Origin of the sequence: Pseudomonas sp. Marseille-Q5117 (assembly GCF_946901175.1) — a bacterium.
GTDB classification, from domain to species: Bacteria; Pseudomonadota; Gammaproteobacteria; order Pseudomonadales; family Pseudomonadaceae; genus Aquipseudomonas; species Aquipseudomonas iranensis.
This window is the reverse complement of the sequence record NZ_CAMPPP010000006.1, coordinates 230714-248260: the sequence shown is the minus strand read 5'-3', so window position 1 is coordinate 248260 and position 17547 is coordinate 230714. Positions and strand designations below refer to the sequence as shown.

Genomic DNA, 17547 nt, shown 5'->3' with positions numbered 1-17547 from the left:
GTTTACGTTTCTGCCTGCACGTTTTTCGCTTGATGCTGGATTGCAGATTAGTCCTACATCCTTTGCCTACTCGCCTGACTTCTTTCCTCTTTGATCCCCCGCACAGTTCCCGCGACTAATTTCTTGCGCGAGGGACCGCTCATGCTCCAGCCCGTTTTTCAGTCCACCTTGTTTGCTCGCGTGTGTTGATGGAAGCCATCGCGCGCATCGAGCAGGAACTCGACAGCTTTCCGCAAACGCTCAGCCTCTACCGCAAACAGCTTGATCACTGGTTCAGTCGCAGGGCGGACCAGATCAGCGAGGCAGCAGACCTGCCGTCGCTGGTGGGTATGGAGCGGATCATCCGCTTCGGCGATAGCAGTACGTCGGTCAGCAGCAGCGACGACGAATTTTCCTCCAGCGTCTTCCAGTGCCCGCACGGCGGGCTGATGCAAATCGAGAGCAAGTTCGAATCGGTCTACGACATCCCGCTGGGCAACATTTCCGTCGATGTGGTCGACGTGGATAGCGGCAAGACCAGTCCGGTCACCCTTGATCAGCAGGGCAAGGCTGAATTCAGAGGCGAAGAGGGCAAGTTATACCGCGTTCTGGTCCACAGCGCTGTCACCTCCAGTCAAGTCGACGAGCTGTTCAAATCCTATGACGGTTTGACCGGCGAACTTGAGCGCTGGCTGCGTAGCGAGTGGCAGGGTTTCAAGCCGCAGTGGTCACAGTCGGTGGCAACCGCAGCCAGCAACGGCATGCTCGCCGGCAGTTGGGCGGCCATCGAGGGGGTATGGGACAGCCTCGGTCTGCTCTCGGAAATTCTTCAGGACCCCGGCAAGTTTGCCGAGCGTTTGGGCAGTGGCGCGGCTGAGCTGATCGAGCTGGCACAGACCGCTCCGGATCTCATGGAAAAGCTGCAGTTGCTGGTCAGTGACGAAGCGGCGATGTGCTTGCTGCTACGGTCGGCGAGTCTGTGGCTGGACATGCTGCCGCCCAGCGAGGTTGCCGGCAAGTCTGCTGAAGTAGCGTCGATGATGATCGTGCAACTGATCATCGATGTGTTGATCAGCGTGGTGCTGACGTTTGTCGGAGCGGGGGCGGGGATCGCTTATCTGACGCTGCGTCTGGCTGACCGCGCTACGCAGCTGTTCAACGTCGCCAAGCGTCTGGTCAAGGCGCTGTTCAGCATCGTCAACGCCTTTATTGAATACGTCGACCGCTACAAAGCCGTTGCCGCGCGGGGCATCGCCGCCGGGGTGAAAAAGGGTCGGATGCAATTGCGCTGGGATGCCAAGCGCAACGCCATGTTGAAGAAAGACGAACAGCACGACGACGTCCCCGATCAAGCGAAAAACCCCAACGGCGATGCCGCCGATTGCGTGCCCAAAACCTGTACCAATGGCTGCCCGGTGTCGATGGTCACCGGCGAAGAACTGCTGACCCTGACCGACGCGGTGCTCGACGGCGTGCTGCCCTTCGAGTTCACCCGCTTGTACCGCAGCAGCGCGGTCGAGATCGACATCGGCCTGGGTTTCGGCTGGAGCCATACGCTGGCCCATCGGCTGACCTTCGACGGCGATGGCGTGATCTGGATCGATCATGAGAACCGCCGAACCCGCTTTCCCTTGCCCAATGTCGCGCGTCCGGCGATTCACAACAGCCTGTCGCGGGCGGCGATCTTTCTCGGTGATGAGCCGGAAGAACTGATTCTGGCGTTGGCCGGTGACAGCGCACGGTTTTACCACTTTCGCGCCGGCCGGCTGACCGCAATCAGCGATGTCTTCGGTAATCGTCTGACCCTGCAACGCGATCGCTCCGACCGCATTCAGCGTCTGGACACCGGCGCCGGGCGCGCCCTGCTGTTGCGTTATGACCGCGCGCAACTGGTGGCGGTCGATTATCAGGTGTTTGTTCAGGGCGAGTGGATCACCGAGCAAAACCTCGCCACCTACAGCTTCGATGCCCGGCAACGCCTGCTGGTCGCGACCAACGCGGTCGGCGACAGCGAGCGCTACGACTACGACGACCACCACGTCATCCTCCAGCGCCAGCTGACCGGCGGCGCGAGCTTCTTCTGGGAGTGGCAGCGCGAGGGCAAAGCCGCCCGCTGCGTGCGGCACTGGGCGTCGTTCTCGCAGATGAACACCCGTTACGTCTGGAACGATGACGACGCCAGCGTGACCGTGCATTACGTCGACGGTACCGAAGAAGTCTACGTCCACGACGAGCGCGCGCGGCTGGTGCGCCAGGTTGCGGCCGATGGCGGCGAGCAGCTCAAGGCCTATGACCAGCAGGGGCGCTTGATCGCCGAGCAGGATGCGTTGGGCGCGGTTACCGAATACCGCTATGACGAAGTCGGACGGCTGATCGCGCTGATTCCGCCGGACGATGCACCAACGTCCTACGAGTACCGCAACGGGTTTCTCTACAAGCGTTGCCGTGGTGAGGCGGTGTGGATCTACCGGCGCAACGCTGAAGGCGCCGTTACCGAAGCGGTCGATCCCGACGGCCAGGTCACGCATTACTACTACAACCTGCGCGGGCAATTGCTGTCGCTGCGTTATCCGGACAGCAGCCGCCACCGCTGGGTGTGGAACGAGCTCGGCCAGCTCATCGAAGAAACCCTGCCCGATGGCGGCGTGCGGCGCTTTTCCTACGATGCGCTGGGCCGGCGGATTACCACTCAGGACGAATTTGGTGTTGTCAGCCGTCAGCAGTGGGACGCGGCTGGCCGACTGATCCTGACGACTTCTCCTACGGGCAGCACGCGCGCCTACAGCTACGGCGCCTACGGCCAGATCACCGCCGAACGCGACGAGCTCGGGCGCATCACCCGCTATGAATATGACGATGATCTGCACCTAGTCTCGCGGCGGATCAACCCCGACGGCACCCGCGTGCAGTATCGCTATGACCATGCGCGGTTGTTGCTGACCGAGATTGAAAACGAGTCGGGCGAAAAATACCGACTGGATTACACGCCGACCGGATTGATCCGACAGGAAACCGGGTTTGATGGACGGCGCACGGCTTACGTCTACGACCTCAATGGTCATTTGCTGGAAAAGACCGAGTTCGGCGAGCAGGGTTTATCGCTGGTCACCCGGTACGAGCGCGACGCGGCTGGAAGGTTGCGAGTCAAAACCCTGGCCGATGGGATCAAAGTCCGCTACGACTACGACCGCCTCGGCCGATTGATCGGTGTCGATGACGGCCAGAACCATCCGCTGGCCTTCGAGTATGACCGTCAGGATCGCTTGATCACCGAGCATCAGGGCTGGGGCACTCTGCGCTACGCCTATGACGCCTGCGGTCAGCTCAAACGCCTGCGCCTGCCGGACAACAGCAAGCTCGATTATCACTACGCCAAGGGCGGTGCGCTGTCGGCCATCGACCTCAACGGCACGCCGCTCACGCGCCACGTCTACCAGTCCGGTCGCGAGCAGCAACGCCAGCAGGGTCTGCTGCTCAGCGAATATGCCTACGACGATCAGGGCCGCTTGCTCGCCCATGCTGTAGGTCATCGCCACGCCTCGCTGTACCGCCGCGATTATGCCTACAGCGCCAATGGCAATCTTGAGCACATCGCCGACAGCCGCCACGGTCAGCGCACCTACGGCTACGACGCCCTCGACCGGTTGATCCGCGTACGCCACTCGCGCGACGAACTGCCCGAATCCTTCGCCCACGACCCGGCCGGCAACCTGCTGATGCAGGACCGCCCCGGTCCCGCCCAGATCAAAGGCAATCGCCTGCTGATGCAGGGCGACCGCCATTACGACTACGACGCCTTCGGCAACCTGATCCGCGAACGCCGAGTCCACGGCCAGACCCTGGTCACCGAATACCGCTACGACTGCCAGCACCGCCTCATCGGCCTGACCCGCCCCGACGGCCAGACCGCCACTTATCACTACGACGCCTTCGACCGCCGTATCCGCAAAACCGTCGACGGCGCCGTCACCGAATTTTTCTGGCAAGGCGAACACCTCGTCGCCGAAAGCAGCGCCACGCAATACCGCAGCTTCCTCTACGAACCCGGCACCTTCCGCCCACTCGCGATGCTCGACGGCAAAGGCCCGAAAAAGGCCTGCCCCTTCTACTACCAACTCGACCACCTCGGCACCCCGCAGGAACTCACCGACTACAGCGGCGAAATCGTCTGGTCCGCGCAATACGACGCCTACGGCAAAGTCGCCGCTGTGACCCTGGCCGGCGAAGACTACCTCGACCAACCGCTGCGCTTTCAGGGGCAGTATTTCGATGTTGAAAGTGGGCTGCATTACAACCGGCATCGGTATTACGACCCGAGGCTTGGGCGGTATCTGACGCCGGACCCGGTGAAGCTCGCGGGCGGGTTGAATCAGTACCAGTACGTACCGAATCCGACGGGGTGGGTGGATCCGTTGGGGTTGAGTTGCATTTGTCCACCGTCAGCGCCGCGACGTCCGATGCGATACGAGGCTGGTCGCGTGGTCGTCGAAGAGGGGGCGCCCCCGCTGCCAAAGATGACGGCGCAGGAACGACGGGCGAGGATTGATGAAGTGGCTGAGGAGAATGCAAAGCGGCGTGTGAGTGAGTATGAAGAACTTTATGACATGCACACTGTGAAAAAACATAGTTCGGAAATTCCCGATCGGGCACTAAAACAGCGAGCTATCAACGGCGCTGATCCTCACACAGGTGTCGTTCCGAGGCCTCCCAGAGGAAATCCAAGTTCACAATTTCACAACTGGCGAATGCATTTGGGGGCATTAAACAAGGCGATGACAAGGAATAAAAATGGCTTGATCATGCATACGGGTGACGATCAGCATGATACTCCGATAGTTAGGTTGGAATTGCCTGGAGCAGGGCGAGGGTACAAACCGAATAGGCGGGATTCGCAAAATCCGGTTTTGAATGATGATATGAGCTGGTTTGAAGTTAAGTTTGATAAGACAAATACGCAAGAACCATTTACGGGCTTTCCTTCGGAGAAAAAATAATGTTGAAACATCCGTATTTAGATAGGCCTTTCAATCCAAGATTTAGCTGGTTTATTGGCGTTTTTGATGTTTATGATCAAGAAGAGACCCGAGGTCTAGAGCTCGGCGTATATAATCCGAATATACCTACTGACAGGGAAAATCTTATACGGAGGTATTGTCTGAAACTGCCGTATCTTTCGTATAGGCATAAGTTGGTTCTATTTGAAGCCCTAGAGTCAGCGTTAGATGATTCAAGCTACGATTTTAGTAGCTTATTTGATATTGATGAGTGCGAAACTTCCAGTTGGCCTAGGGGGGAGTGGTATTCGTTAAATAGTCCGCGTAGCTTTTTTGAAGAAGTTTTTCGCTTGGCGAAAGAGGTCTGGAGGGAAGACCTTGAGAAGGCTGCTGGTGAGGATAGATCTACATGGTGAGGACGATATCTCAATAAAATGATCATTATTTTCTTTGCTAGTTGAACTGATATTAAAGCCAGCAATTAGTTGCGTCGGCTTGCCTTCGTTGCAGCCCTGCTCCTACAGGGATCTTGTCGATATTCAGCGTTGTCCAATTAGATGCGGCAAATGGAGGTCGGGCGCGATGAGGCTATCAATCAAATAAACACTAAATCCCACAACCCCCTTCGCATGATGCTTAGCCTGCGAGGCCATCTCCGCAAGCTGGCTGGCATCAAGCGCTGCACAAGCTTCAGGTCGCAAATGCACCACCCCAATCGATAACGACAACAACGCAAACTCCTGCCGCACACCCTGGCGATTCGGCGCAATAAAACATCCCGCCTCAAGGTGTTCAGGCCGATAGAACCGGCGGCATTGGCTTTGGAAGTCGTCGAGCAGTTGGTTGAGGCGTTTGCGCCAGTCTTCGGGGCCGAGGACGAGGAGGAAGTCGTCGCCGCCGATGTGGCCGACGAAGTCGCGGGTGGGGTCGATGCGTTCGTTGAGGCATTGCGCGAGACAGAGCAGGACTTCGTCGCCACGGCCGTAGCCGTAGATGTCGTTGAAGGGTTTGAAGCTGTCGATGTCGACGTAACAGATGATCGACTCGCGGGCCTGCTGCAGCAGGCGGGTGAGGCATTGCTGGATCGGTACGTTGCCCGGGAGCAGGGTGAGGGGATTGGCGTAGCGTGCTTGCTGGATTTTCAGTTCGGTGATCAGTTTCAGCACGTCGATCACCCGGCCGAGGCCGAGGTAACTGCCGTTGAGGGTGATGATGAAGTCTTCTTCGATGCGCTGGCGGGCGCGGCTGGTGATCAGGCGGCTGACTTGCTGGAGTGACTGGCTGATTTCCACGGCGAGGAAGTCATCGTTCATCAGGCGGCTGATCGGTTTGCGCGCGAACAGATCGGTGGCAAACGGTTTGAGCAGTGCGTCCGACAGCGAGTGGCGATGGACGATGCCGCAGGGCTGGCCTTGTTCGTCGAGCACAGCGAGTGAATTGAGATTGGCCTGGCGGCGGAAGGCTTCCAGTACCGTCGCGGTGGGCGTATCGCGTTGCACGGCGGGCTGGTCGTTGAGCAGGGCGCTGAGGTCGCTGCCTTCGTCATTCAGCGCGACGGCGCTGCTGTCGTGTTTGGGCATCATCGCGCGAGCGTCGCGGGATGGATGTTCCTGAGGGCGGCCGAGCAGGTAGCCCTGCACCAGGTCGACGCCCATTTCAGTCAGCACCGCGAGTTCTTCCGGCAACTCGATCCCCTCGGCAATCACCTGCGCGCGCGAGGCTTTGGCGATTTGCAGAATCGAGCCGACAAACTCTCTTTTCAACGCATCCTGATGAATGCCATCAATGAAGTGCCGGTCGATCTTCACGTAATCCGGACGCAATTCCGACCACAGGCGCAGGCTCGAATACCCTGCACCCAAGTCGTCCAGCGCAATGGAAAAACCCATCGCCCGATAGTGATGCAGAGCGGTTTGCAGCAACTGAAAGTCATCGATCGGGGTCTGCTCGGTGAGCTCGATGACCACCTGGCTCGGCGCAATGCCCAAGTCCTGCAGCAGTTGCAACGTTCGTCCGGGTTGGTGCGCGGCTTCGAGCAAGGATTCTGGCGAGACGTTAAGGAACAGCTTGCCCGGCAGTTGCTGCTCATTGAAGCGGCGACAGGCGCTTTGCCGGCAGGCGATCTCCAGTTCGCTCAATCGGCCAGCCTGTCGCGCCACGGCGAACAGGGCAATCGGCGAGTGAAGAGGGCTGTTGGACGGGCCACGGGTCAGGGCTTCGTAACCGAGAATGCGGCGTTCGGAAAGACAGATGATCGGCTGGAACAGGCTGTGTAAACCGCTTTGAGTCAGGATCGAGCTCAACGCGCTCAGCTGTTCGGTCGTGGTCATGGCAGTCTCTGACGATAAAAAAAGGACCGGGAGCGCTTGCTCCCGGTCCTTTATTGCACGACAGAATGATGACTGTTTGATGACGATCCGGGGATCGTCAGCACTAAATTGCCATCACTTACTTCTTGGCCACCTGATTGCTCAGTTTCAGGTAATCCAGCAGCACGCGCCCGGTTTCGCTCAGGTAGGCATCGTCTTCCGGTTTGACCTTGTCCGGCTCGGCAGCGGCCAGTGCGTCTTCGTCTTCTTTCTTCAGCTCTTTGAGCGGTTCTTCGCCTTTGGCCTTGCGACGGATGTTCTCCATCGCCAGTTGCTTGGCGTCGATGTCGGCGTGCTGGGCGCGACGATCGGCTTCGTTGAGGCTGACGGTTTTTTCTTCCATCAGTTTCTGCGCCAGGGCCAGCTTGTCGCGGATGAACACGAACTCGGCATCCTTGTTGGTGCGCGCGTCATGTTCGGACTTCAGCTGGGCGAGGAACGGCTTGAACGGATCGGCCGCTGGTTTGATCGCCGCGCGGATGGTGTCCCACGGCATGGCTTCCGGCAGGGCGCTTTCACCGATTTCCTTGGTGTCGATCAGCGACGGGTAGTCGATGTCCGGCAGTACGCCCTGATGCTGGGTGCTCTGCCCGGAGACACGGTAGAACTTGGCCAGGGTCAGTTTCAGTTCGCCATGGTTCAGCGGCTGAATAGTCTGCACGGTGCCTTTGCCGAAGGTCTGACCACCGATGATCAGCGCGCGGTGGTAGTCCTGCATGGCGCCGGCGAAGATTTCCGAGGCCGAGGCGGACAGGCGGTTGACCAGCAGCGCCATCGGGCCTTTGTAGAACGCACCCGGGTTTTCGTCCTCGAGGACGTCGACACGGCCATCGGCATTACGCACCAGCACGGTCGGGCCCTTGTCGATAAACAGGCTGGTCAGTTCGGTGGCTTCCTGCAGGGAGCCGCCGCCGTTGTTGCGCAGGTCGATGACCACGCCGTCGACTTTTTCCTTTTGCAGCTCGGTCAGCAGCTTCTTGACGTCGCGAGTGGTGCTCTTGTAGTCCGGATCGCCGGCACGGAAGGCCTTGAAGTCAAGGTAGAAGGCCGGGATCTCGATGACGCCAAGTTTGTAGTCCTTGCCGTCCTGTTTCAGGCTGAGGATCGACTTCTTCACGGCCTGGTCTTCAAGCTTCACCGCTTCACGGGTGATCGGCACGATCTTGGTGGTCTGGTCGTTCGGCGCATTGCTCGCCGGGATCACTTCCAGGCGCACCACGGTGCCTTTCGGACCACGAATCAGTTTGACCACTTCGTCCAGACGCCAGCCGACCACGTCGACCATTTCCTTGTTGCCTTGGGCAACGCCGATGATCTTGTCGGCCGGAGCGACCTGCTTGGTCTTGTCCGCCGGGCCTGCCGGCACCAGACGCACGACTTTCACTTGATCGTTGTCGCTCTGCAACACGGCGCCAATGCCCTCGAGGGACAGGCTCATGTTGATGTCGAAGTTTTCCGCGTTATCGGGCGACAGATAGTTGGTGTGCGGGTCGTAGGACATGGCGAAGGTGTTGATGTACGCCTGGAAGATGTCCTCGGCACGGGTCTGGTCGAGGCGCGCCAGCTGATTCTTGTAGCGCTTGGTCAGGGTTTCCTGGATCTGCTTCGGGTCTTTGCCGGCGATCTTCTGGCGCAGCACTTCGTCCTTGACGCGTTTGCGCCACAGGTCGTCGAGTTCTGCGGTGGACTTGAGCCAAGGCGCGTCCTTGCGATCGATCAGCAAGGTCTCCTTGGTGTTGAAGTCCATCTTGTCGACGCCTTTGTTCAGCTCGGCAAGGGCGAAGTCCAGACGCGCCTTGACGCGGTCCAGATAGCGCTTGTAGATGGAGAATCCGGCGTTGAGGTCGCCGCTTTTGAGGAAGTCGTCGAACTGGGTCTTCCACTTGTCGAATTCGGCGATATCGCTGGCCATGAAATAGCTGCGCGACGGGTCGAGCAGCTTGATGTAGCTGTCGTAGATGATCACCGAGCGCGCATCGTCGAGCGGCGGCTTGCTGTAGTGGTGACGCTTGAGCAACTCGACGACGTTCAGACTGGCGATGACTTCATCGCGATCAGGCTGCAACTTGTCCCAGCTGTTGGCTGCGAATGTGGTGCCCGACACCGGCAACAGGCCGATACCGATGAAAAGAGCGAGGGCGGTGCTGGGGAGCAGATGCTTCATGCTGATTCGACGCGGGGACAATTGATAACGCATATTAGGCCGTCTTTGAAGTCGCCGGTTCTTTGAGAGCCGGTCGCATAATGCAAAAAGCCCGGCGCTACAGCTTCGGGCTCAGTCCAGACTCACTATGGAGGCAGTGTGAAGGCATTGCAAGGCGTTGAAGGTCAAGTGGCATGGGTTGAAGAGCCGAGTCCTACCTGCGATGTAGGACAAGTCCGCATCCGGGTGGCGGCAGCCGGCCTCAATCGCGCCGATTTATTACAGAAGGCAGGGCTTTATCCGCCGCCTCCCGGTGCCAGCCACGTGCTCGGTCTTGAGTGCTCCGGGGTGATCAGCGAAGTCGGTGCGGGCTCGTCCTGGCAAGTCGGCGACCGGGTTTGCGCCTTGCTGGCCGGGGGCGGCATGGCCGAAGAGGTGGTCGTCGACGGACGGCACGTGCTGCCGGTGCCCGAAGGTGTTTCGCTGATCGAGGCGGCGGCATTGCCCGAGGTGTACGCCACCGTCTGGCTGAATGTGTTTCAACTTGCAGCGTTGAAGCCCGGTGAGAAAATTCTCCTGCACGCCGGCGCAAGTGGCATCGGTTCAGCCGCCATTCAGCTGTGCAAAGCCTTCGGTAACCCGTGCTGGGTCAGCGTCGGTTCCGCCGAGCGCCTGGCTTACTGCGAAGCGCTGGGTGCGCAGGGCGGCGTGGTGCGTACCGATGATCTGGAGAGCCTGCGCGACTTCGGGCCGTTCGACGTGATTCTCGACCCGGTGGGCGGCAATTATTCAGCATTGAACCTCAAGCTGATGGCGCTGGACGGGCGTTGGGTGCTGATCGGTTTGATGGGCGGGCGCGAGGCGAAACTGGATCTGGCGCAGGTGTTGGCCAAGCGTGTGCAACTGCTCGGTTCAACGTTGCGCAGTCGTGGCGATCAGTTCAAGGCGGATCTGCTCAGTGACCTGGGCCAGCATGTCTGGCCGCTGTTTGCCGAGGGCCGCTTGCGTCCGCAATTGGCCAAAGCGTTTGCGGTGAAGGATGCCGAAGCAGCGTTTGCCGAACTGGCGAGCAATACGGTGGCGGGAAAGTTGGTGTTGGTGATCAATGAGGGTTTGAGCTGACAGCAAAACAAGGTCAAAAGATCGCAGCCTTCGGCAGCTACAGAGGCACGCATTCCAAAAGTAGGAGCTGCCGAAGGCTGCGATCTTTTCCTTTTATTTCCAGAGGTGGATCGGCCAGCCGGACTTTTCGGCGTGCTCGAGCAGCACCGGATCCGGATTGACCACATGCGGGAAGTCCACCTTAAGCAACAACGGCAGATCGTTACGCGAATCGGAATAAAAACTCGCGCCTTCGAGGTTTTCTTCTTCGGCATCCAGCCATTCCAGCAAGCGGGTGATCTTGCCTTCGCGGTAAGTCAGGGTGCCGACGGTGTTGCCGCTGTACACGCCATGGGCGACTTCCAGGTCGATGGCCAATATCTCGTCGATGCCCAGACGATCAGCGATCGGGCGAACCAAGTGCGCACCGGATGCCGAGATCACCAGAATCCGGTCACCGGCCTTGCGGTGGGCGGCGATGGTTTTGGTCGCGTCGCTGAAGATGATCGGCTCGATGAAATCTTCCACCCACGGGCCAACCAAGTGCTCGATTTCCTCAGGGGTGCGGCCAATCAATGGTTCGAGACTGAAGGCCATATAGTCTTCCATCGCCAGATGTCCGCGGCCATAGGCATCCATCAGTTCCTTGTCGCGCTGCATGAACGACTCGCCATCGACCCAGCCAAGGCGGACCATCTGCTCACTCCATAGCGAGGAGCAGTCGCCGTGGATCAACGTTTCGTCCAGATCAAAAATTGCCAAAGCCATCGGTTCTCTCCGAGAACAGCTTCAAGCCATGAGGCTTCAAGCTGCAAGAATTGGAATCAAGTACGCCGCAGTCTACAACTTGAAGCTTGTAGCTCGAAGCTTGCAGCTGCTTTTAAGCTACTTCGCACAGGGCCGTCGGATCGATGGAAAGTGCCAGGCGCTGTCCGTCGGGATGCAGATCGGCGGCGGAGCGGTTGAGTACGTCGACCACCAGTTCCACGCCGCGCGCTTCGACGCGATAGCGAATGACGTTGCCGAGCAGGCTGTGACTGCGGATCTGCGCATCGAGTTCGCCGTCAAGGCTCAGTTCGATGGCTTCCGGGCGGATGGCGATGCGGTGGTTGATCGGCCGTTGCAACAGCTTCGACGCAGCCTCGGCGTCGAGCAGGTTGTAGTTGCCGATGAAGCCGGCGGCAAATACATCGACCGGCGCGGTGTAGAGGGTTTCGGCGTCGCCGCTCTGGACGATCTTTCCCTGATTCATCAGGAAAATCCGGTCCGACATGGTCAGCGCTTCTTCCTGATCGTGGGTGACGAAGATCGTGGTCAGGCCGAGTTCGCGCTGGATCTGACGAATCTGTTCGCGCAGGTGTTTGCGAATCCGTGCGTCGAGCGCCGACAGCGGCTCATCCAGCAGCAACAAGCGCGGGCGGGTTACCAGTGAGCGGGCGAGGGCGACGCGCTGGCACTGACCACCGGACAGTTGATGCGGATAGCGGCTGGCGAAGTCGTGCAGTTCAACCAGTTTCAACACTTCTGCCACGCGCTTGTGGCTGTCATCGGCGTTGACCTTTTGCATGCGCAGGCCGAAGGCGACGTTCTGTTCGACGGTCATGTTGGGGAATAGCGCGTAGCTTTGAAAGACCATACCGATGCCACGTTTCTGTGGGCTCAACGGCACGATGTCGACGCCATCGAGCAAAATCTTGCCGCCATCCACCGGGGTCAACCCGGCGATGCAACGCAGCAAAGTCGACTTGCCGCACCCGGACGGGCCGAGCAGGGTGACGAACTCGCCTTTGTTGATTTCGCAATCGATGTCGCTGAACACCGTGGTGCCGGCATAACTTTTCTGCAGGTGTTGGACGCTGACGTAGCTCATTCGCTTTTGTCCTTGTTCAAGATGTTGGCGATCCAGGTCAGGACCAGCACGAAAAAGAAATACGAAATGACCAGCGCACTGGTGAAGTGGCCGCTGCTGTTACGCATGTTGTTCAGGTACACCTGCAGGGTTTCGTAGCGGGTGCCGACGAGGATGTTGGCGAACACGAATTCACCGAAGAGGAACGAGAACGACAATAGCAGCGCCACCATCAGGCCTTTGCGCAGATTCGGCAGCACCACCAGAAACGCCGCTTGAAAAGTGCTGGCGCCAAGCAGTTGCGCGGCGTCCATCAGGTCGCGCAGGTTGATCGCTTGCAGGTTGTTGGTGATCGCGCGGTACATGAACGGCAGCGCCACGGTGAAGTAGCAGCCGATCAGAATCCACGGTGTGCCGACCATCGCCATCGGCCCGGAACCGTAGAGCTGCAACAGCCCCACCGAGGACACCACCGGCGGTACCGCGAAGGGCAGCAGGATGAGGATGTTCATCAGCGCATCGAGTTTCGGAAAGTAGTAATGCACGACGAACAGCAACGGCAGGATCAGCACCACCGACAGCACCAGCGCGCCGACACACACAATCAGCGACTGGCCGAATGCATGCAGAAAGCGCGGATCGCTCCACAGCTGGATGTACCACTTGAAGGTGAAACCGCTGGGCAGAATCGTTGCCGACCAACTGCTGGCGATCGAATAGACCAGCGTGCCCAGCAGCGGCAACAGCAGAATGGCGAACAGCAGATAAACCACGACGCGGTGGTAGAGGCCGGCCGGGCCGGATTCAGCGCGAGACATGGTAGCTCCTCTTCAACAGCAGTTGATGCACAACGGTGACGATGGTCATCAGCGCCACGAGCACCACGGCCAGTGCGCTGGCCAGGTTCGGATCGAGAGAAATGTCGCCGGACACCATGGCCGCGATACGAATCGGCAGAACGTTGAAATTGCCGGTGGTCAGCGCATAAACCGTGGCGTAGGCGCCGAGGGCGTTGGCCAGCAGGATCACGAACGTGCCGAGCAACGCCGGGGTCAACACCGGCAGGCCGATGTGCCGCCAGAACTGCCAGCCGTTGGCGCCGAGCAGTGCGGCGGACTCGCGCCAGTCTTCACGCAGAGCGTCGAAAGCCGGGTAGAGCAGCAACACGCCGAGCGGGATCTGGAAGTAGGTGTAGAGGATGATCAGGCCGGTTTTCGAATACAGATTGAAGTCCTGAATGATCCCCGACTGTTTGAGCATGATGGTGATGCTGCCGTTGAAACCGAGCAGGATGATGAACGCGAACGCCAGCGGCACGCCGGCAAAATTGCTGGTCATGTTGGCGAAGGCATTGACGAAGTTGCGCAGCTTCGAATCGACCCGGCGCAGGGAGTACGCACCCAGCACGGCGATGATGATGCCGAATACGCTCGACCAGAAACTGATCTCCAGGCTGTACTGGATCGCCTGCCGATAGAACTTCGAACCGAAGATCTTGCTGAAGTTGGCCAGGCCCCAGCCGGACTCTTCCGATTGCAGGCTGTTGATCATCACCCAGACCAGCGGGGCGATTTCGAAGACGATAAAGAACAGCGCGAAGGGCACCAGGCACAGCGCCGCGAGCCATTTGCCGCGATTCATGGCATTCACTTGAGCAGCTCCCGGCACACAGGTTTGTCGTGGGGTACGCCGAGCAGTTCGCAAATTGTGCCGCAGAGCTCGGTCTGCGTCGGCGTGGCGTCAGGGTTGAGGCTGAACGCATTGCCGAGAACGAACAGCGGCACCTGACGTTCTTCCGCCAGCAGGCCGTTGTGCGAACGATCGTTGTTCATGCCGTGGTCGGCGGTCACCAATACCTGATAACCAGCGTCGAGCCAGCTCTGCAGATAGTCGGCGAGGATGACGTCAGCCGAGCGCGCGCTGTTGCGGTATTGCGAGCTGTCGAGGCCGTGCTTGTGCCCGGCGTCGTCGATGTTCATCGGGTGGATCAGGAGGAAATCCGGCGCGTGACGCAGGCGCAGGTTCTCGGCGTCGGCGAACAGGTGCGAATCCGGATAATGATCGTTCCAGTAGAAGTGACCGTACTGGATCGGCAGCGTCGGATCGTTGGTGTGGCGGTCGCGCGCAGCCACGAACGGTGAGCGGTTATACAACTCGCTGACCCAGTGATACGCCGCAGCGGCGGTTTTCAATCCGGCATCGCGGGCGTAGTGATAGATGCTGCGCTGGTTGGACAAGCGCGAGACATTGTTGTGGACGATGCCGCTGTCGATCGGCGGCACGCCGGTGAGAATACATTCGTAAAGCGGTCGGGACAGGGCCGGCAGTTCGCACTCCAGTTGATAGAGCGCCGCGCGTCCTGCGCCAACATAAGCCTGCAGATGCCCCATGGCGTGACACGCAACCTCGTAGTTGAGGCCGTCGAGCACGACAAGGATGACGTTGTGCTTCATAGGGGCGAGAACTCCGCGAAATTCAGATATTCCGAAATCAACCCGATCCCCTGTGGGAGCGAGCCCGCTCGCGAATGCAATACATCATTCAACAGTGATGTCGACTGACGCGCCGCCGTCGCGAGCAGGCTCGCTCCCACATTCGGATCTTCAGCGGATCCCGAACAGGGGGATCACAGGATTACTTCATCTCGACGATGACTTCCTCGTTCCACTGCTGCGGCAGGGCTTTGGAGGTCTTTTCCCACGCGTCGGCGTCCTTGACCGGCGTGACCTTCTTGTACTGCTCGTTTGGCAGCAGTTTGGCTTTCACGTCTTCCGGCAGTTGCAGGTGTTCGGCGCGGATCGGCCGGGCGTTGCCGCGGGCGAGGTTGGTCTGGCCGGCGTCGCTGAAGATGTATTCGCGGGTCAGCTTGGCGGCGTTGGGGTTTTTCGCGTACTTGTTGATGATCGTGGTGTAGCCGGAAATCACCGAGCCGTCCGATGGAATCAGCACTACGTAATCATCCGGGTTGGCCATCTTGGCCTTGTAGCTCAGACCATTGAAGTCCCAGACCACGCCGACTTCGATCTCGCCTTTTTCCATGGTGGCGATGGTCGGGTTGGCCATCGACAGACGACCCTGTTTGGCTAGATCGGCGAACAACAGCAGGGCGGGCTTGATGTTTTTCTCGTCACCGCCATTGGCCAGTGCGGCAGCGAGGACACCGTTGGCGGCCTGAGCAGCGGTGCTCACGTCACCGATGGAAACCTTGTATTTACCGGTTTTCAGGTCAGCCCATTTGGTCGGCACGTCGGAGCCGTTCAGCAGCTTCTTGTTGACGATGAAGGCGATGGTGCCGGTGTAGGCCAGCGCCCAGTTGCCGTCCTTGTCCTTGGCCCAGTCCGGAATCTGATCCCAGGTGCTTGGCTTGTACGGTTGCACCACGCCTTGCTTGACCGCGATCGGGCCGAAGGCAGCACCGACGTCACCGATGTCGGCGGTGGCGTTGTCTTTTTCAGCAGCGAATTTGGCAATTTCCTGGGCCGAGCTCATGTCGGTGTCGATGTGTTTCAAGCCGTAATTCGCAGCCAGGTCATCCCACGTGCCTTTCCAGTTGGCCCAGTTGTCGGGCATGCCGACGCTGTTGACGGCGCCTTCCGCTTTCGCAGCGGCTTCGAGGGTTTTCAGATCGGTGTCGGCAGCCATGGCGGCGCTGCACATAGCGATGGTCGAGCCTAACAGTGTTGCCAGGAAAAGCTGTTTCATTCCGAAGCTCCTTGGTCGTGTTCAACGCTGCGATTGCGGTTGGTATTGGTCTAGGTCAGCAATACCTGAGCCAATTTAGGTCGGCTGGATGACATTTTGATGTCGATGGCCGCGTGGCTGAACTTTTATCTGCCAATGTCAGGACGGTGCCAGATCAGCGTAGACCATACCCAAAGGCCCGTAGGACAGGGGACTTGGCCGATGTATTGCAAGCCGTGAAAGCGACCGTTCGGTAGTTTTGTCATCTGTCGGTCATCTGCACTGCCTAGGCTTGCAACATACGAAGGCGCTTTGATCGGCGTTCGGATTTGCCCCGAAACAGTGCTGGTCTAGTCCAGATAGGTAACGTTGATGCGCGATGAGGCAACGAAAGCGGTGACAGCGATTGGCCAGGTGCTGCAGGAGCAAATCGATCACGGTTTGCTGGCGGCCGGGAGCAAGTTGCCCGCTGAACGCAAGCTCAGCGAGTTGTTCGGGACGACGCGGATCACTGTGCGTGAAGCGCTGTTGCAGCTTGAGGCGCAGGGGCAGATTTACCGTGAGGAGCGGCGCGGCTGGTTCGTGTCGCCGCCGCGTCTGGCGTACAACCTGATGCAGCGCAGTCACTTTCACGCCATGGTCAGTGCGCAGGGACGCGAACCCTCGACCGAGGTGATTTCGGCGCGGTTGCAACCGGCTTCCGCGGCGGTGTGTGCGTGGTTGCAACTGCCGGCTTTGTCGAGCGTGATTCAGATTTGCCGCTCGCGGCGCATTGATGGGCGACTGGTGTTGTATGTGGAGCACTATCTGAATCCGCAGTTTTTTCCGGGGATTCTTGATTTCGATTTGAATCAGTCGATCACCGAGTTGTATGCGCGGCATTTCGATTTGCACTATGGGCGGGTGCGGTTCGAGATCGTGCCTACGTCTTTATCTGTCGATGCGTCGGCGGCTTTACGGGTGTCGGTGGGGAGTCCGGGACTGAGGATTGCTCGGGTCAATTATGATCAGCATGGGCGGTTGATTGATTGTGATCTGGAGTTTTGGCGCCATGATGCGATTCACGTTGGGGTTGATGTGGTTTGATCCTTGGCGGCCTCTGGGCCGACCAGGTTCTGGTTGTTTTCGGGTGTTTATCCGTTGCTTCGGGTGGTGCTGATGGCGGTTTCGCCCTTACGGCGAGTCCCTTTTTCAAACGCCAAAAAGGAACCAAAAGGCTTTGCTCCTGCGTTCGGCCCTCGCAGGCTCGGGTCCCTTCGCTCCGGGACCGATCCGGGCGCAGCGGCTACGGTTTGCTTCGCTGCACCTCCTTGCGCTGTGTCTGGCTGCGCCAGACGGTCGCTGCGCTCCCACGCCCGGATCGATCCCTCCACTCAGCCTTCCGATGTCGCTGGCTAGGCAAGATCAAGAGCACGCGAGCTAACGCTCATT

The 17547-nt window shown here is 59.2% G+C and carries 12 protein-coding genes; 4 read left to right on the top strand and 8 right to left on the bottom strand.

Going from position 1 to position 17547, the window contains the following annotated elements; all coding sequences use genetic code 11:
* Positions 1–188 precede the first annotated feature (188 nt).
* Both OC605_RS12670 and OC605_RS12665 read left to right on the top strand, forming a co-directional pair.
* Complete coding sequence (locus tag OC605_RS12670; RefSeq protein WP_262137466.1) at positions 189–4973, top strand: RHS repeat-associated core domain-containing protein; 4785 nt, start codon at positions 189–191, stop codon at positions 4971–4973.
* Positions 4973–5389: a hypothetical protein gene (locus OC605_RS12665; protein ID WP_262137464.1), complete on the top strand. Its 417-nt coding sequence runs from the start codon at positions 4973–4975 to the stop codon at positions 5387–5389. The genes OC605_RS12670 and OC605_RS12665 overlap by 1 nt, the downstream gene beginning before the upstream one ends.
* Before the next feature lie 123 nt (positions 5390–5512).
* On the opposite strand, the gene OC605_RS12660 is transcribed toward OC605_RS12665, so the two are convergent.
* Positions 5513–7303 carry a bifunctional diguanylate cyclase/phosphodiesterase gene (locus OC605_RS12660; RefSeq protein ID WP_262137462.1) on the bottom strand — a complete coding sequence of 597 codons (1791 nt, stop codon included), beginning with the start codon at positions 7301–7303 and terminating at the stop codon, positions 5513–5515.
* A 118-nt stretch (positions 7304–7421) separates the two neighbouring features.
* Positions 7422–9506: a carboxy terminal-processing peptidase gene (locus tag OC605_RS12655; RefSeq protein ID WP_262137460.1), complete on the bottom strand. Its 2085-nt coding sequence runs from the start codon at positions 9504–9506 to the stop codon at positions 7422–7424.
* Between the two features lie 138 nt (positions 9507–9644).
* On the opposite strand from OC605_RS12655, the gene OC605_RS12650 reads away from it, so the two are divergent.
* A complete protein-coding gene (locus tag OC605_RS12650; protein WP_133340149.1) occupies positions 9645–10607 on the top strand; it encodes a zinc-binding dehydrogenase in 963 nt (320 codons plus the stop codon).
* A 93-nt stretch (positions 10608–10700) separates the two neighbouring features.
* Here the strand turns inward: OC605_RS12650 and OC605_RS12645 are convergent, their stop codons facing one another.
* From OC605_RS12645 to OC605_RS12620, 6 genes are all read right to left on the bottom strand, one after another.
* Entirely contained in the window at positions 10701–11354 is a 654-nt protein-coding gene (locus tag OC605_RS12645) for an HAD family hydrolase (RefSeq protein ID WP_262137459.1), read from the bottom strand.
* Between the two features lie 112 nt (positions 11355–11466).
* Positions 11467–12456, bottom strand: coding sequence for an ABC transporter ATP-binding protein (locus tag OC605_RS12640; RefSeq protein WP_110601211.1), 990 nt, complete (start codon positions 12454–12456; stop codon positions 11467–11469).
* Positions 12453–13253, bottom strand: coding sequence for an ABC transporter permease (locus OC605_RS12635; RefSeq protein ID WP_016773742.1), 801 nt, complete (start codon positions 13251–13253; stop codon positions 12453–12455). Before OC605_RS12635 ends, OC605_RS12640 begins: the two co-directional genes overlap by 4 nt.
* Positions 13240–14076 (bottom strand): ABC transporter permease, encoded by an 837-nt coding sequence (locus OC605_RS12630; RefSeq protein ID WP_161984092.1) that lies wholly within the window; start codon positions 14074–14076, stop codon positions 13240–13242. Before OC605_RS12630 ends, OC605_RS12635 begins: the two co-directional genes overlap by 14 nt.
* A 5-nt stretch (positions 14077–14081) precedes the next feature.
* Positions 14082–14888 (bottom strand): alkaline phosphatase family protein, encoded by an 807-nt coding sequence (locus OC605_RS12625; protein ID WP_217879576.1) that lies wholly within the window; start codon positions 14886–14888, stop codon positions 14082–14084.
* A gap of 181 nt (positions 14889–15069) precedes the next feature.
* Positions 15070–16137, bottom strand: coding sequence for an ABC transporter substrate-binding protein (locus OC605_RS12620; RefSeq protein WP_262137454.1), 1068 nt, complete (start codon positions 16135–16137; stop codon positions 15070–15072).
* Between the two features lie 351 nt (positions 16138–16488).
* On the opposite strand from OC605_RS12620, the gene OC605_RS12615 reads away from it, so the two are divergent.
* Positions 16489–17202 carry a UTRA domain-containing protein gene (locus tag OC605_RS12615; protein ID WP_262137452.1) on the top strand — a complete coding sequence of 238 codons (714 nt, stop codon included), beginning with the start codon at positions 16489–16491 and terminating at the stop codon, positions 17200–17202.
* Positions 17203–17547: the final 345 nt, after the last annotated feature.

Coding starts and splice junctions, on each gene's coding strand:
- OC605_RS12670 (WP_262137466.1), top strand. CDS start 189: ATGGAAGCCATCGCGCGCATCGAGCAGGAACTCGACAGCTTTCCGCAA.
- OC605_RS12665 (WP_262137464.1), top strand. CDS start 4,973: ATGTTGAAACATCCGTATTTAGATAGGCCTTTCAATCCAAGATTTAGC.
- OC605_RS12660 (WP_262137462.1), bottom strand. CDS start 7,303: ATGACCACGACCGAACAGCTGAGCGCGTTGAGCTCGATCCTGACTCAA.
- OC605_RS12655 (WP_262137460.1), bottom strand. CDS start 9,506: ATGAAGCATCTGCTCCCCAGCACCGCCCTCGCTCTTTTCATCGGTATC.
- OC605_RS12645 (WP_262137459.1), bottom strand. CDS start 11,354: ATGGCTTTGGCAATTTTTGATCTGGACGAAACGTTGATCCACGGCGAC.
- OC605_RS12640 (WP_110601211.1), bottom strand. CDS start 12,456: ATGAGCTACGTCAGCGTCCAACACCTGCAGAAAAGTTATGCCGGCACC.
- OC605_RS12635 (WP_016773742.1), bottom strand. CDS start 13,253: ATGTCTCGCGCTGAATCCGGCCCGGCCGGCCTCTACCACCGCGTCGTG.
- OC605_RS12630 (WP_161984092.1), bottom strand. CDS start 14,076: ATGAATCGCGGCAAATGGCTCGCGGCGCTGTGCCTGGTGCCCTTCGCG.
- OC605_RS12625 (WP_217879576.1), bottom strand. CDS start 14,888: ATGAAGCACAACGTCATCCTTGTCGTGCTCGACGGCCTCAACTACGAG.
- OC605_RS12620 (WP_262137454.1), bottom strand. CDS start 16,137: ATGAAACAGCTTTTCCTGGCAACACTGTTAGGCTCGACCATCGCTATG.
- OC605_RS12615 (WP_262137452.1), top strand. CDS start 16,489: ATGCGCGATGAGGCAACGAAAGCGGTGACAGCGATTGGCCAGGTGCTG.